This is a genomic window from Micromonospora yasonensis, from assembly GCF_026013475.1.
Lineage (GTDB): Bacteria > Actinomycetota > Actinomycetes > Mycobacteriales > Micromonosporaceae > Micromonospora > Micromonospora yasonensis.
The window spans coordinates 1-20,743 of record NZ_JAPDPH010000069.1 but is presented as its reverse complement, the minus strand read 5'-3'; the positions used below and the strand labels follow the sequence as shown (position 1 = coordinate 20,743).

Genomic DNA, 20,743 nt, shown 5'->3' with positions numbered 1-20,743 from the left:
GACCGGCGGAGCGTCGCGCCGGGTAGCCTGCCGTCCATGCAGCCTGCCTCGAAGCTGGAGCGCCGGGTGGTGACCGCTGCCAAGCAGGCGTTGCGGCGCCAGCGTTACGTGAGCCCACTCGACGTGCTGACCGGGATGGGTTGGGTGCCGCTCGGGCTGGTGTCGGACTGGCGGCAGGGCCGGGCGCCGCACCTGGAAGCGGTCGCGGCGGTGTCGGGCGACCGGCTCGCCGACGCGCTGGAGGTGTTCCGCCGCTGGGTGGCCAGCCGTGGCCTGCGCCCCAGCCAGGTCGAGTATCTCGCCGCCACCCGCGATCGGCGGCCGCTGCGCTTCACCGCCGCCGGCGATCTCACGCAGGAGTTGACGTACCGCACGCACTGGACGTCGGCGGATCTGCCGGAGCGGCAGCGGGAGCGGCTGACTGCCCGGCAGAGCAAGCCGCCGGACCTGGTGGTGGTGCAGCCACTGAAGGCGTTCACCTGCGTCGGCTGCGGGCGCATCGACGCCGACCTGCTGATGATGGAGGACCCGGGGCCGGCGTGCCTCACCTGCGCTGACCTCGATCACCTGGTGTTCCTGCCGGCCGGTGACGCGGCGCTGACCCGTCGGGCCAGACAGGCCAGCCGGCTCTCGGCGGTGGTGGTGCGGTTCAGCCGCTCCCGCAAGCGCCACGAGCGGCAGGGGCTGCTGGTCGAGGAGGCCGCGGTCGAGCAGGCCGAGCAGCAGTGCCTCTCCGACGAGGAAGCCCGTGCCCGCCGCCGCGAGCGGGACCGGCAGCGGCGAGAGGCCGCGGACGAGCGGTTCCAGCAGGATCTGGCCGAACAGATCGGCCGGCTGTTTCCCAGCTGCCCGCCGATGCGGGCGGCGGCGATCAGCCGACACACCGGCACCCGCGGCAGCGGCCGGGTGGGGCGCAGCGCAGCCGGTCGGGCGCTTGACCCGGACGCCGTGACCCGGGCCGTGGTCGCCTCCGTGCGGCACGAGGACACCGCGTACGACGAGCTGTTGATGGCCGGTGTGCCACGGGAGCAGGCCCGGGAACGCGTCCGGGACGACATCGATCGGGTCCTCGAACGGTGGCGGCGCCCGGCCTGAGCGCCGGACCGTCCCGAGTCTCGCTGGTCAGCGGTTGCCGAGCAGGGTCCGGGCGACGTCGGCCGGGTCGCTCAGGCGTGGCAGAGGGACCAGGTCATCGCTGTCCGGCGCGGTGGGTGGTGGATTGGCGCGCCGTCGTTGCGGGATCTCGATCGCTGGGCTGCCGTCGAGGCGGAGGCCGGCCGGGGCGTGGCCGGCGGCGCGCAGTGCGGCCAGGGTTTCGGCCTGCGATTTTGCGCTGGCGAGCACGGTCGGGGCGAGCCGGACCAGGTGCAGGGCCTGCAGCGAGCGGGTGTTGAGGATTTCGGTGAGCAGGGTTTCGTCGTCGCTGCACAGGCAGCAGCCGGCTGGGCGTACTTGAACGCGGCCGTATCGGCGGGCTACGTCGTTGACCAGGTAGGTGAGTGTCTGCGGCACGTGGCCGCCTTCGGCCACGTCGGTGATCCGGGCCAGCAGATCCGCAGGGGTGCTTCCGGCGTCGAGTGCGCCGCGGATGCTGGCCGGCGAGAATCGCCAGGTCCAGGCGCCGCTGCGGGACTCTGGTGTGGCCGTGCTGTCCAGCAGTGCCAGCAGGTTGGCCGAGGGGGTGCCGGTCACCACCGCGGTGAGGTCGTTCGGCAACAGGACCGTGTCGCGGGGCCGGGGCAGCATGGCCTGAGCGTGCCGATGGGTTGCGTCGGCGTCACCGGTCAGCAGGCTACGGCAGAGGCTGGTCGCTGTTCCGTGAGCGAGCAGACCGAGCTGGTGGGCTTCCCGCCAGATGCCGGTGACGTATCGGTGCAGATCCTCGTCGGCCTGGTCGGTCAGGACAGGGCTCTGCCAGGCCAGCCGGTCGGCGAGCGTGCCGGGGCCGGTGGCGTGACCTTCGGGTAGGACGTGGGCGAGAGTGCGCAAGGTCAGGGCGCGCAGAGCCGTCAAAGTCATCTCCTCGCCCTCGTCCCAGTAGAGGGCACGGGAGGAGACCGCGGTGGAGTCGGCCGGGGCGAGCGGGCACGCGGGCATGGTCAGCCAGGTCTGGACGATGTCGACCATCTGGTCCTCAGGTTCGGCGGCGGCGAACTCGTCATAGGCCACCGAGAGGGCGAGACCGATGTCCGAGGCCTCGGTGAGGCCGCCCGCGGCGAGCAGTTCGATGGTCAGGCGGGCGCGGTCCTCGTCCTGGCCGGACGACTTGGCGATCCGGCGCAGTTCGCGTACGCCGAGGCCGCCCGTCTTGAGCAGAGACACCGGGCCGCCGCTCATGGTCCCGGCGACCGCGGTGATCGCGGCGAGGGTCTCCGACGCGGCGGCCGCGGCCTCCCGCTCGGCGTCCTCTGGCGTGACCAGGGTGGTGGGCACGGCCGGCGGCTGCGGGTCGAACGCAGCGACGTAGCCCTCCCGCAGCGCGAGGGCGACCTCGCGGGACATCTCCTCGACGCCCCACACGGAGCCGACGACGAGACCACGCTCGGCGGCCCACGGCAGCGTCACCCCGGCCGAGCCGAACATGATCCCTCGCAGATGGACGGGCTGTGCCGGCCGCAAGGCGAGCGCGGCGAGCCGGGCGCGAACGTCGGCCGGGGCCTGCGCCACGAGCCGGCGCACGTTCTCCGGCCGCGCCAGCCAGCCGACCAGCGCAACGATCAACTCGTCCTTGCCGCGGCCCGTCACGGGGATGCCGTACACCTTCGCCAGCCTGCGCAGCTCGGTCATGTTCTGGATGTTGAGCAGCTCGGCGGCGCCGGGTCCGAGGTTCAGCGGGTGCGGCCACACCGCGCTCAGATGTGCCGCCGCGAAGCCGTCGGCGTGCGGCCAGATCAGGGCGAGCTCGGTGAGACGGCGCAGCGCCGCGGCCAGGTCCGCGTCGCCCTCCGGTACGCCCAACAGGGTCGCCAGCCGCGCGGTGGTGCACCCGTCGCCCAGCGCTGCCGCGGCCTCGCCCACTTGGAGCTGCGGCAGGGTAAGCAACGCGCAGGCAGCCGCCATCGACGACGGGTGAAGCAGCCGTACGGCGAGCGCCGCCGAGCAGCGGCGCGCGAGATCGCCTGGCCTCATTCCAGAGCTGGGTGCTCGGTGGATGCTCGCACACCAACACACCAACACACCAACACACCAACACACCAACACACCAAGGCCCAAAAGCCGACAAATGCCCGCACCAAGAGCAACGCGAGATAGTGGTACTGGGCCCTTTCCCAGTTCAAACGTGGGCCGCCTGGGACTCGAACCCAGAACCTAAGGATTAAAAGTAGCCAGAACAGGACAAAGCCCCTTCGGCATCTCACAGGGCGTCTGCTGTCCGGATTCCTGGCGTGTCGTCCGGCCGCGTTTGTGCCGGTCCGCGTCGCGCCCATCGAGAGTGACGCCGCAGTGAGTGGCCGGCAGGGACGCGAATCCAGGAGCCGTACGGTGAATCCGTCCGGCATCGGAACATCCGAGCACCCTCGGAGCCACCCATGCGCACGTTGGCCGCTCCAACTGGTCTCCCATCTGGGGGTCTCGACTGCCCCGACGGGGAGATCACCAACTCGGTGATGGTTTCAGCTATCGCTGGCTATGGCCGCAATGGCGGCAGAAGTAGATCCGTGACCATCGCGGGTTGCGTCACCATCGCCAGGCGATCGTGTCCTGGTGCCGGACCTGGTACCCGCTCCGAGGGGCATCCGGCGGGCGGGCCAGCCACGCTAACGGAGGGCACAGCGCCAGAAGAGCTCAGGGCTTCGCCCGAACCCGGCCCTCAGCGATTCGCTGCGGCGGATCACCTCGCTGGGCACCGCCAAGGAAGCCAATCTCCCGGACGAGCAGATCCTTTCTACTTCGCAATGAGCCTTCGCTGTTGGAAGGCAATTTTGATGTCTGTTGCGTGTGCTTTTAGGCGTTCCAGGGAAAGAGCGGGACCGTTCTCATATCGGACATGGATGGAGTTTATATAGAGAGCCTCGTATGGGACGGATATGTCTCTATAGAGCAAACGGACGAGTTCGTTCAATCCCCAAGACTTTATGCCGCCTGGACGAAAAAACCCTGTATGAGAATCACAGAAGCGATCCGCCGGCTTCAGCAGACGACTCTTCTGCTGAAGCCGGAGAGGATCCTGGAATATGGGGTCATCGACCAAGGCTGCCTGAACCCGGTGCAGTGAAGCGTAGAAGTAGCAGACAGTCGACCACTCTTCCTGTCTTGCAAAGAGAGCATCGGCGACGCTTTCGTGCTTAATGGCGCGGGCCTGATGATCTGATGAGTTCAGCGCCACCCGGTTGCTCATGCAGACATTTTAGCCAGAGTAGGCGAATTCACGCACCTCGGTGGAACGGCCGTTCTGCTCGTCGGCACCTGGACGGAGCTTTTCGATGGCAAAGCTAAGGCACAGCTCGTCTGTGTAAAAATCGTGCAGCTCAACAAGCCGGGCAAGCACGGCGTCGTACTCGTCGTCTGCTGGCAGCTCGTCCATCAGGGCGACGACATGAGCGGTGCAGAGGACTGGGTCTGCGGTAACGCGGACCTGCGAGGCGTGTTCACGGATCGAACTCAACGCCATGTTGCCCAAGGAGTCCATCAGAGCCCTAAAGTCGTCGGCCATGCCGCTAGCCTCCTCCATGCCCTCATGGTAGGGCTACCCAGGGCGGATGATGCCATGCCTTCGTGCGCAGCTGGAAACTGATCAGTGATCCTCAACCTCTAGGAGGACCGAAGTTACCTCATCCTTTGTGGTTGCGCTAGCGGTTCAAAGTCTAAGGCGTCATGCCAACGCTACCGAAGGTAACGATCGGATTGGGGCGGGGCAACTCACCACCGACTTTGCTGAGACATGCGGACTGAGCGTGGCCTGCATGCATGACCCGCGCGGGATACCGGACAACTAGGCTCGCGGGCTTCCAGCGTAGCTGGCGCGAGCCTAGTTGTCCGGTATCGTGACTACGCAGCGACACGCCGGCCAGTGGTGTGACTTTCCTCACTCGGGGCGACGTGAGAGCAGCGGCTGGCCTGTGCGGGCGGCCGATCCACGGGCCGCCCGCTGTTGGACCGCCAATACGTCAGGTCGGCGGGCGAGAGGCCGGGAGAGCGCCCAGCATGGGTGAATCCAGTCGGATATCGAAAGAAGCCCGGCATGCGCCAGGCGTCGATCTGACTCTATGGAGTCTTTAGGCGGCAGGCGGTAGTTTGGTCGGTCTATTGATGTGTCCGTGGCAGGCGCCGCCGCGCTGGGTTCCCGCTCGCTATCGGCTGCTGGAGGTGATCATGGCCGCCCGGATCGATCCGTCATGGTGGACGTCGGGCAGGTGGGAAGGACGGCCGATCCGGGAGTTTCTGGAGCGGCGCGACGTTGCGGCGGTCTTCAGGTTCCTGCACGCGCGCGGCGTCTCCTATGGGGCGATCGCTGCCCTCGTAGGCGTCTCTGCCAACCGTGCCTCCGAGATCGCGAAGGGGACGCGGCAGGTTACGGCCTACGAGGTGCTGGAGCGAGTTGCGCTCGGCCTCGGTATCCCGAGGGCTGCGATGGGACTCGGCCGCGAGAAGGATCTCGCAGCGGCTGTGGGCGGTTCGATTGCCACCAGACGCGAGGTGGCGAGTGACCAGCCGGCATCGCGGCAAGCCGAAGAAGAAGCAGCCGCCCGGACGGTCCCTGCTCTCGCCCGCCTGCGTGCCGAGCTGGATGAGGCATTGTCGTCTTCGAGCGTGTCACCGCGGCACCTGGAGTTGGTCGAGGAATCGGTCAGTGAGCACCTGTGGACCTATCCCTCGGCGCCACCGAGCGTGATGTTGTCGAGGCTTGCTACGGAGTGTTCCGAGATTCAGGTTCTTTCGCGTCGTCGGCAGCCCGCAGCTGTCCAAGCTCGTCTTTCCGGCGCTGCGGCCTTGCTGGCGACGATGTGTGCTGACGCCTTGATGCGGCTGGGCGACGCCGGCGAGGCGCGACTGTGGTACCGGACTGCGATCCATGCGGCGGACGACAGCGCGGATACGAGGCTCCGGGTGTTGGTGCGGGCTCAAGCGGCAATGCTGCCGTACTACTTCGGCGACCCGCAGCAGACGGTGGCGATGGCGGATGCGGCGCTGGCTATCACCACGGCCGCATCACCGTCTGGAGCGTTGGCGGCGGCTGGACGTGCGCGGGCGTTGGCCCGTCTCGGTGCTGCTGAGCAGGCGCGAGCGGCGATCGAGCAGGCGCACCGATTGTTCGACGAGGCAGGTGACGACGACAGCGACGCGGCGTTTCGCTTCCCCGCGAAGCGGCTGCTGTTCTATCTGTCCGGGGCGATGACCTGGCTCGGTGACACGAAGGAGGCATACCGGGTCCAGGAGGAGGCCCTTCGGCTGTACGGTCCCGCCCCGGCAGTGCCCATCGATCCAGCTCTGATCATGTTGGATCGTGCCCTGTGCTTGGCCCGTGACCTTCGATTCGCCGACGCCGCCGTAGCGGCCCGCGAGGCCATCGCGAACCTGCCCGATCTGCAGCGCACGGAGATCATCTTGGCGAAGGCCGGTCAGGTGATCTCGGCCATTCCGCGGCATGTCCACAGCAGGGAGGTGATCGAGCTGGCGGAGTACGTGCGGTCGTGCCGGGAGCGGAGCCGTACCCTTGCTGTCGGAACTGCTGCGCTCGAAACCTAGGGGCCACATGTTCGTCGAGGCGCGAACACGTCCGGTGCTCGCCGAGGTGTGTCGGATGCTGGGTCACTCCGACGCTGACGCACTACTGCTTCGGCACCACACTAACGCTGTGTATGCCGTCAGTGACGTGGTGGTCAAGATTGCGCCGACGGAGTATGGCCTTGACCGTACGCGGGCTGTCGTCGCGGTCGTCGAGTGGCTGTCGGCCAAGGGGTTTCCGACCGTCGGACTGTGCGACCGGGTGCCGCAACCGCTCTTCGTTGACGGACACGCGGTGACGGTATGGAAGCGGTTGGATCCGGCGCTCGGTAACCCCATCACCGCCGCCGAACTCGGGCTGCTGCTGCGGGAGCTGCATGGCCTTCCGGCGCCACGGGTGGAGTTACCGGCACTTCGGCCGATCGAGAGCGTACGGCGGTCGGTGGAGAGCGCCGAGATGATTGACGCCCGAGACCGCGACCTGTTGCTGGACCGGCTTGAGGGTCTGAGCAGGGCATGGTCGTCGATGATCTTTCCGTTGGGCGTCAGCCTGATCCAGTCCGACCCTCAGACCCGCAATGCCCTTCGGCGGTTCGACGGCACTCCGGTACTGGCTGACTGGGACGGCGTCGCACTCGGACCGAGGGAGTGGGATATCGCCACCGTCGCTGTGCACTGCCGCCGGTTCGGCGGCGATCGAACGGCATTCGCTGACTTCACGCGCAGCTACGGTTGGGATGCTACCTCTTGGCATGGTTTTGACCAGTTGTGCCAGCTTCGCGAGCTCCAGATGATCGCCACCAATGCTCGCAAGTCCCGGCCCGGCACGGCTGCTGCAGCCGAGGTGCATCGCCGACTCGACGGTCTTCGCAGCGAAGGCAAGGAGTTGCGTCCCTGGCGCATCCTTTAGCCGCTGTGGCGGTCGCTCACGTTCGCCCAGCCGTCGCCACGGGGCCTGTGAAACTGCGCCGGGATATGCGATCAAGCGACTGGAATGTATCGGTACGCTGCGTGCATGGCATCGGCAAACTCGGTAGTTCGCGTTCGATTCGCCCCGTCGCCGACCGGGATGTTCCACGTCGGCAACGCGCGCTCGCTGCTCTACAACTGGGTACTGGCGAAGCAGTCCGGCGGCGTGCTGGTGCTGCGGATCGAGGACACGGACGCCGAACGCAGCCGGCCGGAGTGGGTGCAGGGCATCATCGACGCGATGGCGTGGCTCGGCGTCGGCCCAGACGAGTATGAGGGGCCGCTGTTCCAGTCCGCCTATGTTCAGCACCATCGCGATGCCATCGCCAAGCTCCTCGCGGCAGGCCAGGCCTACTACTGCGACTGTGTGAGAGCCCAGGTGGTGGAGCGCACCGGCAGCGAGCACAAGGGCTACGACGGCTACTGCCGGGACCGCGGCCTGGTCGCCGCCCCGGGCAGCGCGGTGCGATTCCGGACGCCGGACGAGGGCCAGACGGTCGTGCGGGACATGGTGCGCGGCGAGCCCACGTTCGACAACGCGACGATCGAGGACTTCGTCATCGCACGTGGCGACGGCTCGCCAGTGTTCCTGCTGGCGAACGTCGTCGATGACATGGTCATGGGGATCACTCATGTAATCCGGGCAGAGGAGCACCTGCCCAACACCCCGAAGCAGCAGTTGCTGTGGGAGGCGCTCGGGCAGGAGCCGCCGATGTGGGCGCACGCGCCGATCCTGGTCAACGAGAAGCGGCAGAAGCTGTCCAAGCGCCGGGACCGGGTCGCGTTGGAGGACTTCCGGGCCGAGGGATACCTGGCCGAGGCGATGCGCAACTACCTGATGCTGCTCGGTTGGGCACCCTCCGGTGACCGGGAGATCGTCCCCTGGGACGACATCGTGGCCGAGTTCCGGATGGCAGATGTCAACCCCTCCCCGGCCTTCTTCGACGTGAAGAAGCTGCGGGCCTTCAACGGCGACTACATCCGGGCCCTGAGCACGGAGCAGTTCATCTCGGCCTGTCAGCCATGGCTGCGCGGCGAGTACGCCCCGTGGCGGGCGGAGGACTACGACGAGGTGGTGTTTGCGAACGTCGCGCCGCTGGCGCAGACCCGGGTGGCGGTGCTCAGCGAGATCGTCGCGATGGTCGACTTCCTGTTCCTGTCAGATCCGGCCATTGACGACGCGGCCTGGGCCAAGGCTATGACCGGTGATGCCTTGTCGCTGCTCGGCGAGGCGGCAGTCGCCTTTCAGACGGTGGAATGGCACGCCGAGTCGCTCAAGCGCACGGTCGAGGAGTTGGGAGCGGCGCGGGGGTTGAAGCTGGGCAAGGCGCAGGCGCCGATTCGGGTCGCGGTTACCGGCCGCACGGTGGGGCTGCCCCTCTTCGAGTCGTTGGAGGTGCTCGGCCGGGACCGCACTGTCGGCAGGATCCGGGCCGCCATCGATCGGCTCTCGTAGAGCGAGTGCTCACCTCGTGCCGCTCCGCTGAGTGGGAGCGGCACTGCGGGCACTCGGTGGTGGTTGCAGATCACCGAGTCCCGCGCCGAGCAGTTCGTCGGCCACGCGGAACGCCAGCACTGCTGCCTCCTGCGGTGAAATGCCCGCCGGCAGGTGCTGTCTTCGCAGCCGAATGCGCAGCACGGTTCCCCGCGGTGCAGCAATGATGCCGATCGTGCCGTGCGCCTCTTCGACGGCGCACGGCACGAGGGTGGAGCCGTTCCAGCGGACTCGCCGCATCGCGGCCGTTGCGTGTCTATCGACGACGGCGAGCAAGGTGAGATCGGCCGGGTTGTTCAGGACGTAATGGGACTGCTTCTCCAGCCCTACGGCATCGGCTCCCGGGAGACCTGCTTGGGCGAGAAGCGCGCTCGCGTGCACGGCGACTCGCAGCGGCGGCGGAGCGGACTCGAAGGCTGATGTCACCCTTGTGTTGAGGTCGGTGGGCCGGAAGCCGTCTCGGGTGAGGATCCCGTCGACGGAGAACCCCCCACGGTAGTCCAGGCGGTCGCGCAGCGCCTCGCCGATTGACCGGGTCAACTTGAGCAGCGGGGGCTGTTCGAGTTCGGGCATCGGCGCTGTGCCGGCGCAGAGAAAGGCGCCGTCGGCAGGCCGACGTGGCACGAGGATCTCCAACGGGGTGAAGGCCATGGTCGACCCCACGAGGACCACGCCGTGTAGGCGGCAGGGGGCGCCTGCGAGCATGGGCATGACCCGCACTCGCCGTCGCCGTACCGTGTCGTCTTCCCGCCTGGGGGAGTCGGCGCTCGACCAACGGATGTTTTCGCCGCCCGCGGAGGGTTCCTCACCGTGCTGCTGGGCGGCGTAGACGAGATCGGACCCGCGGGGGGAAAGCTCTCGCCAGAGCGCTGTCGGTTCGTCGTACACCGCCGACTCGGCGCGTGCTAGACCGATGGAGTCCCACAGCACGTCCACCACGCTCTTGTGCTCGAAGAAGCTCCAGCTCGGGTGCTTACCGCCGAGGCGCGGCCGGCCACCGGTTACCGGCGGGTTGAGCGGGTCAGTGATGAGGAGGACTGCTTTCCGGTCGGGATCGAATTGGTCAACGAGAGTACTCAGGGGCGAGTCGGTCGCCAGGGTAGCGAGCAGTGCGTGCCGGTCTGCGAGTAGCTGAGCAGCGGTCCGGTTGCCCGAGGGGCTCAGCAAAGCGGCGAGGCTGTCGTCGAAGGCCAGGACCAGGACGTCGTCCGTCTGCGCGGCAGCAAGAAGGTGGCGCCAATGGGGCGCGTCGGCGCCGTGGGAGCAGAACACGACCGTCTTCTCGCCGGCCACCTTGGGTCGCATCGCGCGGCCGATCGCATCGAGGAAATCTTCATCCCGCATGGCGCCACCGTCGCTGGCTCTCGGCATCCAACCCGCGAAGGATCAGATTGGCTGGAGTTCGGTGTAGGGCCTCAAAGCGGTGCGGCCCGAGGGCCCGAAGGATGTGGTCTTCGCTGCGGGTTAGGTGGTTGTTGTCGTACTCGATGATGACGATCCCTGGGCGGTGACGGTCGGGATCGAAGGACGACCAGACATCCAGTTCCGTACCTTCGACATCAATGCTCAGCAGGTCGATCCGGTCGATCCCGACCTCGGCGAGCAGGTCTTCGAGGCGACGGCAGTCGACCGTGGTGATGGTGTAGCCGTGGCCTCGGTCACCGAGGCCAGACCACGAGGGCTTTGGGTCGTACATGCTGAAGGTCTGCTCACCGGACGCGCTTGAGACGGCGCAGTAGCGGATGGCGCATTCGCGATTGCCCAGAGGCGCCTGATTCCGCGGATCAGGGTCGACGCAGAGCCCCGTCCATCCCAGCGTCTCGAAGTAGAGGCTGTTACTTCCGCGGATCCCGTCGCCCGCCCCGACATCGACGAAGACTCCGTCCGCGGGAATGACGAGGTGTTCGACAAGCCAGCGATCCTCACCCCACTGCCCGAAGTACGGGTACGGCTGCGTGTAGGGCTGACCGACCACCTCGCCGGATAGCTGTCTTCTCCCGAGGACCGCCCGATCCTGCGGTTCCGACCCGGCCATCACGCGCTACTGGCCGTGTAGCCGAGAACGAGCAGCCGGCGTGGTTTGCCGGTGCTGTTCGGGCCGCTGGCGTGAACGAGCGCGGCATCCCATGCCAGCAGCGTTCCCGCAGCTGCCTCGAGAGTCACCGCGTGTTTCTCGGGCGCATCCTCGTCCACGACGACCGGTCCCTGGTTCCTCGTCGGCTCGTGTCGTATGGGGCGCTCATGGCTGCCCGGCCACACCCGCAGGGCACCGGCGGCTGCCGGGCAGTCGTCGAGGCACAGCGCTACCGTGACCACACGTCCGAAACCTCGCGCGGTGAAGTACGCGGCGTCGGAGTGCTTGCGGACGTCCTCGCCGAGAACCGGCAGGTCGGCCCACCTGGCCTCATCGGTTAGCGCTGTCTTGTAGGTGACCTTGTCCTCCATCAGCACGGCGTCGGCGCCGAGAATCGCCGAGGCGAGACTGCGGAGGGCGTCACTCAATGTCGCCTCCGTGAAAGCGGCCGCGAGATCCAGCACCGGCTTGATCTTGAAGACGTACGGGCGTCCGTCCGGCAGGCGCCACCAGGTGAGGCGGGGATGCTTGGCCCGCGCGGCGAGAGTGCCATCTACTACCTGCTGAAACGCCTCGTCGGCGGCGGCGCGGAGGCGCGCCAGCATGCCATGATCGACGAATTCGTTGATGACAAGGTAGCCGTCTCGCTGGAAACGAGATCGCGTGAAGCTGCTGATCGAGAGCGACCGCATCAACGATGTCCCTTCTGCGCGAGCGGAACGAGGAAGTCGCCCGTTGGCTTAGTCCAACCGGCGGGTAGTTGGCCCGGGGGCACGGTGAACCTGGTGGCGGTCCAGCCGGGGAAGTGCTCGTCCAGCACGCGCGCGCGTGCCTCAGGCAGCTCAATACCGCTGTGGAAGAAGCTGAACCGACCGCTGGGCCGCAACGCCGGTAACGCAACGTGCTCGACAAAGGTGGCGAAGTCGGCGTCAGCGTGGCCGTCGGGGGGCCACGTGTCGTACATGATCGCGTCGACGCTGCCAGGGGCAAGGTCGAGCACCTGCCAGGGGTGGACGACAACGCTGACGGGACACGGCAGTTGCGCCCTGATCCTCGGCCCGACGAGGTCGACGACCGCCGGATGCGGTTCGACGGCTGTGTAGCTCGCGGGTCGCAACGGCGCGAGCTGCTGGGCGAACACACCCAGGCCGAGGCCGACCTCCAGCACGTCGGCCCCCGGTCGGTCTCCGATCAGCCTGCAGGCGTGCTCGGCCATCAACTCGGACTCGGCGAAGAACATCACGTACGTATCCCCAAGCCGGAGCCCGTCCTGGTCGATAGTGGCCGGGCGGCAGCGCAATTGGTGGAGGTGATGGAGGTGGATCTCATCCAGCAGGGGCGCCATCAGGACTGCCTCGCCTCGCGGAAGCGGCTTACCGGGTCGGTCGTCAAGAACCGCTCGTAGTAGCTCGTGGCAGTTTTGACCGCCTCCCGAGCCAGTGCCTCGCCGGCGGCGCCTACCGGTGCCTCGGATCGGATGAGAACGTACGCCGGTTCGTCGAGTTGATCGCCGTTGCGTGCGGCGATGACGACTTCCGCGTAGATGCCGAGTTCGGTCAGAATGCGTCGGGCGAGGTCGTCGGCCACCGCCGTGTAGATCTTGCCGACGTGGTGAATGGGATTCTTGCCCGCGGGTGCTTCACCGCTGGAGGGCCGGAGCGGCTCGATCGCCCCGTTGTACCGGTTGCCTCGACCGACTGCGCCGCAGTCGCCCTTGCCCAGGGAGGTGCCGAAAGGAGCGAGATAGCCCCGGCCCGGCACGTCCTTGGTGTTCAGCGATAGCCGTCCCAGGGACAACGCGGCTGGTGTCTCGTCGAGGAACCGCTTGAGGTCCCCCGCGATCTCATCGTGGACCGCGTTGAGCGCCGTGCGGTACGCCGACCAACTCTCGGTGTTCCCCGGGTGAAATGGCACGGCGGCGGTCACCTCGATCTCGCTGCCGTTCCTGACCACCATGACCTTGACGTCGGTGCCGGTCATGTATCGGCTGCGGAAAGCGACGCTGGTCAACAGCGTTTCCAGCCATACTGCGGTCTGTGCCGCAAGGCCCTGGATGCTCGTGCCGGCGCACAGAACGGTGTCGTTGGCGACCGACTCACTCACGAGGACCTGGCTGATGGCAGCGGCCGTACGAGGCTGGTAGAACTGCGCGTCGTGGTCCACAGCCGTGCCGGCGGTGTTGTTCACATGCATCCGCAGGTGATCGAGGACTGCCCGGTCATCCAACGCGTCCGCGAGCACGGCTCGGACCGTGTCATCGAACAGCTCGGCAATAGGCACCTCGATGCCGTCGATCCGATCCGTGAGCTTGCCGAACAGGTAGCAGTCGACGGGCTTGCGAATGTCGTAGCCGCCAAAGCGGACATCAGCAGCCGCTCCCACCAGCGTCACCTTGTCCACCCAATGGTTTGGCACCGCGCCGAACCGCTTACGGCAGGTTGTGGAGTAGCGACGGGAGAAGCTGTCGGCCACGAGGTCCGCGAGGCTGTCGGGGTGCCCGATGCCCTTGCGCTCCGCTGCATCGAATGGCGCGCGATCGGGATGGTCCGCTCCGAGACTTGTGATGACTCGCATTGCGCTTCCTCCTCTCCTACTCACGGGCGTGCGGCGGTGGCGGAGGCCGCAGGTTGCGGCGGGTCGACGAGGTACGCCATGCACTGCGACAGAACGAGGACACGTCTCGCGGGACAGGGCTCCGGTACGGCGGCGGGTTGGAAGGTGCCGTCGTAGAGGTTTCCGTAGCTGGTCGGCACCGATGCGCATCGCCGTACCTCGCCTGTCACGGTCACCTTGAAGGAGGTCGTGCCTGCGGTGCAGGGCTGGCCGCGGAAGGCAAGCATCCCGTCGAGGTATGGCCGGTTGAAGTGGTACTCGCCGGAGTTCGCCAGGATCAGCTGCCGTTCCGGGTCGGTGTACGACTCTGGGTATCGGCGACCTTCGTAGACGCCCTTGAACACCTTGGCGCGCAATGGCTCCACGCCCAACGCGGCCAGCGCGGCGAGGTCCTCACGAAGTCTGGGCAGCAGCGGCGGGAACAGTACGTAGAGTGCCACCACATCGAACCCGGCACCGCGCAGGATGCGGAATGACTCGGCGTACTCACCCAGCGGCAACCCGAGCCGCTCACGTTCCGGTACGTGCAGGGCCGCGACGATCTTCGCCACGCGCGAGGGGTCCACCTCGGCGGCGAATCGGGCGACCAACTCCGGCGATGCCAGGTTGGTGTTGATGCTGATCCAGTTGCGTCGGGTCAGCCCGGCGCAGAGCTCCACGAAACCGGGGAACAGGAACGGCTCCCCGCCCGACATGTGCACGAGGCATGTGCGGTTGAGGTCCTCGAACCGCTGGACTACCAGCGCAGGATCCGGTTCGTTCAGGTGCTTTTTGTTCAGCACGTAGCGAATCTGCGGATGGCAGTACTCGCAGAAGAAGTTGCAGCGGTTCGTCAGGTGCCAGTCGAACTCCCACTCCCACGGCGCCGGATCAGATGTCATCGCTGAGACACGCAAGGCCAACCTCCCAATGGCAAACCGCCGGAACTATTTCGACGGCGGCCGATGTCCACCTTCACGCTGGCGATGCGGCTGGGCCAGCCCACCGTGGGGGCCCACGGTGAGCCCTCACCGTGGGCTGTGCTGGCCCGTCGTGATCACGCAATCGTCAATGCCCAGCCGGCGCTGCCCAAGGTGGGCCGGGTGGCCAGGCTGGTCGAAGGCAGTCCCTATGAACGCGTCCTAGAGCTCCGAGGCGTGTTCTCGAATTCGCGCCGGGCTTGCCCCTGAATAGGAGGTTGCTGGATGTACGAGCAGAACGAATTAACCCGTTATGGCTACCGACAGGAACTGGACCGGAGGCTACGGCTTCGAGACCTGATCGCGTATGGGCTGGTCTATATGGTGCCGATCGCGCCGATGGCGATCTTCGGCAGCGTGTACGCCGGCTCGGGCGGGATGGTTGCCCTGGCGTACGCGATCGGTGTGGTGGCCCTGGTCTTCACGGCGTTCTCGTACGCGCAGATGGTCCGGGCGTTTCCGATGTCGGGCAGTGTCTACAACTACGCGGGCCGGGGCATCAGCCCGCCGGTGGGCTTCCTCGCCGGTTGGGTGATCCTGCTGGACTACGTGCTCGTGCCGGGGTTGTTGTATCTGGTGGCGTCGGTGGCGATGCACACGACCGTGCCCGCGGCGCCGGTGTGGGTGTGGGTGTGGCTGTTGGGCTTCGTCGCGGTCAACACGGTCGTCAACTCGGTCGGGATCCGTATGACCGCGGTGGTCACTCGGGTGATGCTGGTCGGCGAGCTGATCGTCCTGGCGATCTTCATCGCCGTCGCCGGCTGGGCGATCGCCTCCGGGAGAGGCCGGTTCAGCTGGGAGGCGTTCTACAACTCCGAAACGTTCACGTGGTCGGTGGTGGCGGGGGCGGTGTCGATCGCCGTGCTCAGCTTCCTGGGCTTCGACGGGATCAGCATGCTGGCTGAGGAGGCGAAGGGCGGTTCCCGGCAGATCGGCCGGGCAATGGCCGCTGTGCTGATCCTCGCAGGGGTGTTGTTCATCGCGCAGACGTGGCTGGCCGCGATGCTCGTCCCCAACCCGTCCGGGCTGCTGGCCGATGGTGATCCGAACGGGACCGCTTTCTACGACGCCGCCCAGGTGGCCGGCGGGGGCTGGCTGGCGACCCTGTGCGCGGTGGCGACGGCGATCGCGTGGGGTCTGCCGAACTCGATGGTCGCCCAGGTCGCCACCTCCCGGCTGTTGTACGCGATGGCCCGCGACCGGCAGCTACCCGCCTTCCTGGCGAAGGTCTCGATCCGTCGCAGTGTGCCGATCAACGCGACCCTGCTCACCGGCGCCGTGTCCCTCGCCCTGGGCCTGTACATGGCTACCCGCTCGGATGGGATCACGCTGTTGTCGTCGTTGATCAACTTCGGGGCGATGGTCGCTTTCCTGGTCCTGCACGTCTCCGTGGTCGTGCACCACCTCATCCGCCAGCGCACCGGCAACTGGTGGGCGCATTTGGTGATGCCCGCGGTCGGCTTCGCGATCTTGGCCTATGTGGTGGTCAACGCCAACATCGCCGCCCAGCGCTTGGGCCTGGCGTGGCTCGCCCTTGGCGTGCTCGTGCTTGCAGGCCTGTACGCCACGGGTCGTAGGCCGGTCCTGTCCGGGCTGGCGCCCGCGCCGCTGCAGCGTGACGTGGAGCGGGTGTGAGCAGCATGGAGAAGATCACCTACCGTCCGGCGAGAGACGAGCTCGCCTACACCTTCGGCGGACGCATGCCGGTCGCCCACCTGCGCTCCGGCGACGTACTCGAGGTCTTCACGGAGGACTGTTTCGGCGGCCTCGTGCGGGGACCGGCGGATCTGCCGTCGCAGGTGTGCCGCATGCCCTACCTCAACCCAGTGTCGGGGCCGTTCTTCGTCGAGGACGCCGAGCCCGGCGACACCCTCGCCATCCACCTCGCCTCCATCACACCGGCGCGTGACTGGGGTGTGTCGTCGACGTTCCCGCACTTCGGGGCCCTCACGTCGACCTCGCATACGGCCACGCTGCAGCCGCCGTTGGAGGAGCGGGTGTGGGTGTATGAGATCGACCGGCAGGCGGGAAGTGTGCGGTTCCAGGCCACCGAAACCGACCACACCGTGGCGCTGCCCCTGGAGGCGATGATCGGCACGATCGGGGTGGCCCCTGGCGGGTTCGAGGCCCGCTCCACGATCGTCCCGGACGCCCACGGCGGGAACCTCGACACCCCGCAACTTTGCGCCGGCACCACCCTCTACCTCGGGGTGAACGTGCATGGGGCGATGCTCGCCCTCGGCGACGGCCACGCCCGCCAGGGCGAAGGCGAGGCCTGCGGCGTGGGTGTCGAGATCGCTACCACCACAACCCTCGCGGTTGAGGTGATCAAGGGTATTCCGACGGTATGGCCGCGCCTGGAAACCGACGCGACGATCATGTCGATCGGCTGCGCCCGCCCTCTGGAGGACGCCTACCGGATCGCCCACCACGACCTGGTCGGCTGGGTGGGTTCCCTGACCGGTTTGGAGACGCTGGACGCCTACCAGTTCGTCTCTCAGGTGGGGCGGGCGCCGATCGGCAACGTGTGCGACCCCAACTACACCATCCTCGCCGCGGTCGACAAGACCCTGCTCCCCACGCCCGAACCCGCCTACGGCGGCGTGCACGCCCGGCTGCGGCAGCTCGCCGCCGGGCTCCGGTAGGGGCCGAGGCTGATGACTATCCCCCGCTTGCCGCTGCGCGATGAGCTGTTCCTGCTCGGCCACGACGACGACACCGGCAGCCTGCACATCCACCGGCATGCATTGGCGCTCGGGCTGGCCGGCGCGGTCCTGATCGACCTGTTCCTGGCCGAGCGGATCAGCCTCGACCCGAATGACGACCGCCCGGCCGGCGAACGCTGGCTTCGCTTGCACACCGACCAGCCAGTCGGGGACCTGATCGCCGACACCGCCATCGCCGCCATCCGCTACGGGCGCAGCGCGCCGCCGGTGAAGGTATTCCTGCGCGGCTTCGCCGACGACCTGTACGAGCGCACCCGCGCCGGTCTCGTCGCCGCCGGGATCCTCCGGCAGACCGCCCGTCGGCGCCTCGGCGGCCTTGCCCGCACCGACACCTACCTTGCGACGGACAGTAAGTGGGCGGTCGTTGCCCGCGCCCGGCTGCGATATGTCGCGCTCGGCCGGGAGCAGCCCGACAACCACACCGCCGCGCTCGCCGGCCTCGTCGCCACCCTCGGGCTGACGACCCACCTCTACCTCAACGACGACAGCGCTGCCGTGACGGAGCACCTGAAAGCCATTGCCGGCCAGCACCACCGGTCGGTGCGGGACATCACCACCGCCCTCGACGCGGCGGTCGGTGACCTCGCCACTGCGACGTACCGCTGAACCGAGACCACAAGGACATCAAATCCGATGGAGGCCGCTGTGCATATCCGCACTGCCCGCTGGGCGGACAAGGACCGGGTCGCCGCGCTGATCGCGGATGCCCTGCACCCCAGCCCCCTCGCGGCGTGGCTGGCACCCGACTCCGCAAAACGGCGCCAGGTGCTGGCCGATGTCGTCGGAATCTGGGTGGAGCACGCGATGTTCTACGGCGACATCCACCTCACTGACGACCTGACCGCCGCCGCCGTCGGCTTCCACCGCTACCGGCCCATCCCACCACCGGCCAACTACCGCACCCGCCTCACCGGCGCCGCCGGAGGCCACGCCGACCGCTTCGACCTGCTGGACGCGCTCCTGGCTGAGGCGCAGCCGACCGAGCCGCACTATCACCTCGCGTTCCTCGCCGTCCGTCCCGACGCTCAGCAGACCGGCCGCGGAGCGGCGCTGCTGGCCCACCACCGCAGCCGCCTCGACTGCATCGGCCTACCGTCTTGGACCACCGTCTTCGCAGGCGTGGAGCACCTGCTGGCCCGGCACGGCTACACACCCCGACCGGCGATCGCCCTGCCCGGCGGCCCGGCCCTGCACCCCATGCGGTGCAACGCTCACCGCAGCAGCGGCATGCCGATCAACCCGTCCCGCCTGGTCGACAACCGCTGGCAGAACTTTCATGTCTAGCTGCAGCATCCCCGTCACAAGTCAGGCCGACGGGATACGCACCCGGCAGCTGACCACCGACACCCCCAACCGACAACGCGGATCATGCCCTTCCCCAGCAAATACCCTCCAGACCTGATCGACGCCGTCGTGCAGCGGGTCGCGGAAGCCCGCCAAGTCAGGGCGTACGGCGCGGTCACCAGCGTCGCCCGTCAGATGAACCTCGACCCGCGCCTGGTCCAGAAGTGGATCACCAAAGCCAGCGCCCCACGCCCGCCCGAGCCAGGCAGGCAGGTCCCAGGCACCGCCGACCCGGGGGAGACGTACCTGCCGCCGGGACTGTTGCACTGCAGGTTCTGCCACCAACCGATGGCCTGCGTCGAGCGGCACGGGCCTGGGCAGGGCTACCAGTGCCAGCAGGATTGCCGGCCGCGGCCGGTTGATGCTGCGGCCATCGCCCACACTGTCGGTCGGACCATCCTGCGACACGCGGCTCAGCTCATCCCCGCCACCGGCGCGCCAACGCTGCCACACCTGGCCGCCGTCCACGCCCACCGCGTCCTCGCCCGCGTCACCGTCGGCGCCAACCCCACCGACATCACCCTCACCTGGCGCGCCGCACCCAGACCCGTCGCCGACCAGCTCGACGCCAAACGCGTACAGCGTGTCGCCACCGCTCGAAACCTCGCGCTCAACGACCCGCTACGCGCCCGGCAACTCCTGCACGACAGCCTCACCGGCGTCGACCCCGCCACCGCCCCAGCCCACCCGCTACACGCCGAAGCCGCCGCGCGCCTGGCGGAACTGCAACTCCGCCTCGGCCACCCCACCGACGCCATCACCTGGGCCACCTACGCCCACCACGCCACCACTCACCTCCACGGGCCCACCCACCCACGTAGCCTCCACGCCCTGCACCTCCACGCCACCGCCCACCGGCGCGCCGGCCACCACCAACGCGCGTACCACCTCTACCGGCAGCTCGCCGACCACCTCAGCAAAATTGAAGGCCGCCAGGGCCCGCGAACGCTCGCCGTCCACGCCACCATCGCCCTCGTCCTGCACGCCCTCGGCCACTGCCAAGCCGCCCGCACCCTCCTCGCCGACACCATCACCACCCACCGACGCGAACACCCCGGCCACCCCGCCACCGCCAGAATGACCCGGCACCTGTCCCGCATCTGGCGCGACTGCGCCGCCAAAGGCCACCAGCACCACGAGGACTCATGAACCCGCCTTCCCTGCCGGCTGTCAACCGACCCGGCGGCCGGCTCCGCCGTCCAGCCGCGTGGCGGAGTGCCGGCGGCCACGGCACCACCAGCGCGCGAGCGCCCGAGCCACCCTTGTCCGCCCCGTCGGTCCGCGCGTCGCCCAGCGCCACCCGGCTCTCGTCCCCTGGCTGGGGTCGGCGTTGGGCTTCCGGTGACTCCGACCGACACCGACTGGCCCGACCCGTACCGCTTGACGTTCGAAAGCGCACCGGGAAAGCCGTGCGCCGAGCGGGCACGGGCTCGGGTAGCCTTGTGGCTCGGCGGGCCGCTAGCTCAATTGGCAGAGCTGAGGACTTTTAATCCTTAGGTTCGGGGTTCGAGTCCCCGGCGGCCCACGTTTGAACTGGGAAAATAGCCCGGCATCACTGTCTCGGGTTGCTCTTGCCGCTGGCATTTGTCGGTTTTGGGCCTTGGTGTGCGAGCACCCACCGAGCACCCAGCTCTGGAATGAGGCCAGGTAATCTCGCGCGCCGCTGCTCGGCGGCTTGGCTCGGTGTCGCGGGGCGACGCATGTCGCCGCACTCGGCAGCAACGGCGTGGGTGGCGTCTGCGTCTGGCCAGGCCACCTACGGCGTCGGTTTGGGCGCGTAGGGTAGGGCAGCGAGGGTGGCTGCCGCGGTAAGTGGCCACGGTGCGGGTGTCTGGGTAGTGCGTGGTGGCGGGCCGGATGCGCGGATCCGCTCGCCCGCCGCCGTCAGCAGATAGTG

The 20,743-nt window shown here is 67.9% G+C and carries 18 protein-coding genes and 1 tRNA gene; 10 read left to right on the top strand and 9 right to left on the bottom strand.

Translation table 11 applies throughout. The features are described from left to right. The first annotated feature begins 36 nt into the window (after positions 1-36). Positions 37-1,095 (top strand): DUF2293 domain-containing protein, encoded by a 1,059-nt coding sequence (locus ONA70_RS16370; protein ID WP_265007298.1) that lies wholly within the window; start codon positions 37-39, stop codon positions 1,093-1,095. A 27-nt stretch (positions 1,096-1,122) separates the two neighbouring features. Here ONA70_RS16370 and ONA70_RS16365 read toward each other — a convergent pair whose 3' ends face one another. From ONA70_RS16365 to ONA70_RS16355, 3 genes are all read right to left on the bottom strand, one after another. Next, positions 1,123-3,060 carry a helicase-associated domain-containing protein gene (locus tag ONA70_RS16365; RefSeq protein WP_265007297.1) on the bottom strand — a complete coding sequence of 646 codons (1,938 nt, stop codon included), beginning with the start codon at positions 3,058-3,060 and terminating at the stop codon, positions 1,123-1,125. An 826-nt stretch (positions 3,061-3,886) separates the two neighbouring features. Continuing rightward, the gene (locus ONA70_RS16360) at positions 3,887-4,339 is read right to left on the bottom strand and encodes a hypothetical protein (protein WP_265007296.1); all 453 of its coding nucleotides are present in this window, start codon (positions 4,337-4,339) and stop codon (positions 3,887-3,889) included. Between the two features lie 9 nt (positions 4,340-4,348). After that, a complete protein-coding gene (locus tag ONA70_RS16355; RefSeq protein WP_265007295.1) occupies positions 4,349-4,672 on the bottom strand; it encodes a hypothetical protein in 324 nt (107 codons plus the stop codon). A gap of 641 nt (positions 4,673-5,313) precedes the next feature. On the opposite strand from ONA70_RS16355, the gene ONA70_RS16350 reads away from it, so the two are divergent. The 3 genes from ONA70_RS16350 (at position 5,314) to gltX (ending at position 9,091) form a co-directional block, all read left to right on the top strand. Further along, positions 5,314-6,687, top strand: a complete 1,374-nt coding sequence (locus ONA70_RS16350) for a hypothetical protein (protein ID WP_265007294.1) — start codon at positions 5,314-5,316, stop codon at positions 6,685-6,687. A gap of 7 nt (positions 6,688-6,694) precedes the next feature. Beyond that, positions 6,695-7,576 carry a phosphotransferase gene (locus ONA70_RS16345; RefSeq protein WP_319957421.1) on the top strand — a complete coding sequence of 294 codons (882 nt, stop codon included), beginning with the start codon at positions 6,695-6,697 and terminating at the stop codon, positions 7,574-7,576. Positions 7,577-7,681: 105 nt separating this feature from the next. Next, positions 7,682-9,091, top strand: coding sequence for a glutamate--tRNA ligase (gltX, locus tag ONA70_RS16340; protein WP_265007292.1), 1,410 nt, complete (start codon positions 7,682-7,684; stop codon positions 9,089-9,091). 9 nt (positions 9,092-9,100) lie between these two features. Here gltX and ONA70_RS16335 read toward each other — a convergent pair whose 3' ends face one another. Genes ONA70_RS16335 through ONA70_RS16310 form a run of 6 tightly spaced genes read right to left on the bottom strand, consistent with a single transcriptional unit; the run spans position 9,101 to position 14,698 of the window. Then, positions 9,101-10,474, bottom strand: coding sequence for a hypothetical protein (locus ONA70_RS16335; RefSeq protein ID WP_265007291.1), 1,374 nt, complete (start codon positions 10,472-10,474; stop codon positions 9,101-9,103). Further along, a complete protein-coding gene (locus ONA70_RS16330; RefSeq protein ID WP_082159396.1) occupies positions 10,464-11,165 on the bottom strand; it encodes an FkbM family methyltransferase in 702 nt (233 codons plus the stop codon). The genes ONA70_RS16335 and ONA70_RS16330 overlap by 11 nt, the downstream gene beginning before the upstream one ends. Next, positions 11,165-11,896 (bottom strand): phytanoyl-CoA dioxygenase family protein, encoded by a 732-nt coding sequence (locus ONA70_RS16325; protein ID WP_265007290.1) that lies wholly within the window; start codon positions 11,894-11,896, stop codon positions 11,165-11,167. The genes ONA70_RS16330 and ONA70_RS16325 overlap by 1 nt, the downstream gene beginning before the upstream one ends. Next, positions 11,896-12,549 carry a class I SAM-dependent methyltransferase gene (locus ONA70_RS16320; RefSeq protein ID WP_265007289.1) on the bottom strand — a complete coding sequence of 218 codons (654 nt, stop codon included), beginning with the start codon at positions 12,547-12,549 and terminating at the stop codon, positions 11,896-11,898. The genes ONA70_RS16325 and ONA70_RS16320 overlap by 1 nt, the downstream gene beginning before the upstream one ends. Beyond that, complete coding sequence (locus tag ONA70_RS16315; RefSeq protein ID WP_265007288.1) at positions 12,549-13,778, bottom strand: methionine adenosyltransferase; 1,230 nt, start codon at positions 13,776-13,778, stop codon at positions 12,549-12,551. The genes ONA70_RS16320 and ONA70_RS16315 overlap by 1 nt, the downstream gene beginning before the upstream one ends. Positions 13,779-13,798: 20 nt before the next feature. Beyond that, a complete protein-coding gene (locus ONA70_RS16310) occupies positions 13,799-14,698 on the bottom strand; it encodes a radical SAM protein (protein WP_319957419.1) in 900 nt (299 codons plus the stop codon). Positions 14,699-15,001: 303 nt separating this feature from the next. Between ONA70_RS16310 and ONA70_RS16305 the strand changes: the two genes are divergently transcribed. The 6 genes from ONA70_RS16305 (at position 15,002) to ONA70_RS16280 (ending at position 20,371) form a co-directional block, all read left to right on the top strand. Further along, on the top strand, positions 15,002-16,411 hold the full coding sequence (locus ONA70_RS16305) for an APC family permease (RefSeq protein WP_265007286.1): 1,410 nt from the start codon (positions 15,002-15,004) through the stop codon (positions 16,409-16,411). Continuing rightward, the gene (locus ONA70_RS16300; RefSeq protein ID WP_265007285.1) at positions 16,408-17,421 is read left to right on the top strand and encodes an acetamidase/formamidase family protein; all 1,014 of its coding nucleotides are present in this window, start codon (positions 16,408-16,410) and stop codon (positions 17,419-17,421) included. The genes ONA70_RS16305 and ONA70_RS16300 overlap by 4 nt, the downstream gene beginning before the upstream one ends. Positions 17,422-17,433: 12 nt before the next feature. Beyond that, positions 17,434-18,108, top strand: coding sequence for a GOLPH3/VPS74 family protein (locus tag ONA70_RS16295; protein WP_265007284.1), 675 nt, complete (start codon positions 17,434-17,436; stop codon positions 18,106-18,108). A 39-nt stretch (positions 18,109-18,147) separates the two neighbouring features. Beyond that, entirely contained in the window at positions 18,148-18,786 is a 639-nt protein-coding gene (locus ONA70_RS16290; protein ID WP_265007283.1) for a GNAT family N-acetyltransferase, read from the top strand. An 84-nt stretch (positions 18,787-18,870) separates the two neighbouring features. Further along, on the top strand, positions 18,871-19,995 hold the full coding sequence (locus tag ONA70_RS16285; RefSeq protein ID WP_265007282.1) for a CDC27 family protein: 1,125 nt from the start codon (positions 18,871-18,873) through the stop codon (positions 19,993-19,995). Positions 19,996-20,298: 303 nt separating this feature from the next. Further along, positions 20,299-20,371, top strand: a tRNA-Lys gene (locus tag ONA70_RS16280). Positions 20,372-20,743 lie beyond the last annotated feature (372 nt).

Excerpts from the sequence above, each read along its gene's own strand:
- ONA70_RS16370 (WP_265007298.1), top strand. The coding sequence starts at position 37 with ATGCAGCCTGCCTCGAAGCTGGAGCGCCGGGTGGTGACCGCTGCCAAG.
- ONA70_RS16345 (WP_319957421.1), top strand. The coding sequence starts at position 6,695 with ATGTTCGTCGAGGCGCGAACACGTCCGGTGCTCGCCGAGGTGTGTCGG.
- ONA70_RS16335 (WP_265007291.1), bottom strand. The coding sequence starts at position 10,474 with ATGCGGGATGAAGATTTCCTCGATGCGATCGGCCGCGCGATGCGACCC.
- ONA70_RS16285 (WP_265007282.1), top strand. The coding sequence starts at position 18,871 with ATGCCCTTCCCCAGCAAATACCCTCCAGACCTGATCGACGCCGTCGTG.
- ONA70_RS16350 (WP_265007294.1), top strand. The coding sequence starts at position 5,314 with ATGGCCGCCCGGATCGATCCGTCATGGTGGACGTCGGGCAGGTGGGAA.
- ONA70_RS16355 (WP_265007295.1), bottom strand. The coding sequence starts at position 4,672 with ATGGAGGAGGCTAGCGGCATGGCCGACGACTTTAGGGCTCTGATGGAC.
- ONA70_RS16305 (WP_265007286.1), top strand. The coding sequence starts at position 15,002 with ATGTACGAGCAGAACGAATTAACCCGTTATGGCTACCGACAGGAACTG.
- ONA70_RS16320 (WP_265007289.1), bottom strand. The coding sequence starts at position 12,549 with ATGGCGCCCCTGCTGGATGAGATCCACCTCCATCACCTCCACCAATTG.
- ONA70_RS16295 (WP_265007284.1), top strand. The coding sequence starts at position 17,434 with ATGACTATCCCCCGCTTGCCGCTGCGCGATGAGCTGTTCCTGCTCGGC.
- ONA70_RS16330 (WP_082159396.1), bottom strand. The coding sequence starts at position 11,165 with ATGGCCGGGTCGGAACCGCAGGATCGGGCGGTCCTCGGGAGAAGACAG.
- ONA70_RS16365 (WP_265007297.1), bottom strand. The coding sequence starts at position 3,060 with ATGGCGGCTGCCTGCGCGTTGCTTACCCTGCCGCAGCTCCAAGTGGGC.
- gltX (WP_265007292.1), top strand. The coding sequence starts at position 7,682 with ATGGCATCGGCAAACTCGGTAGTTCGCGTTCGATTCGCCCCGTCGCCG.
- ONA70_RS16310 (WP_319957419.1), bottom strand. The coding sequence starts at position 14,698 with ATGACATCTGATCCGGCGCCGTGGGAGTGGGAGTTCGACTGGCACCTG.
- ONA70_RS16315 (WP_265007288.1), bottom strand. The coding sequence starts at position 13,778 with ATGCGAGTCATCACAAGTCTCGGAGCGGACCATCCCGATCGCGCGCCA.
- ONA70_RS16325 (WP_265007290.1), bottom strand. The coding sequence starts at position 11,896 with ATGCGGTCGCTCTCGATCAGCAGCTTCACGCGATCTCGTTTCCAGCGA.
- ONA70_RS16360 (WP_265007296.1), bottom strand. The coding sequence starts at position 4,339 with ATGAGCAACCGGGTGGCGCTGAACTCATCAGATCATCAGGCCCGCGCC.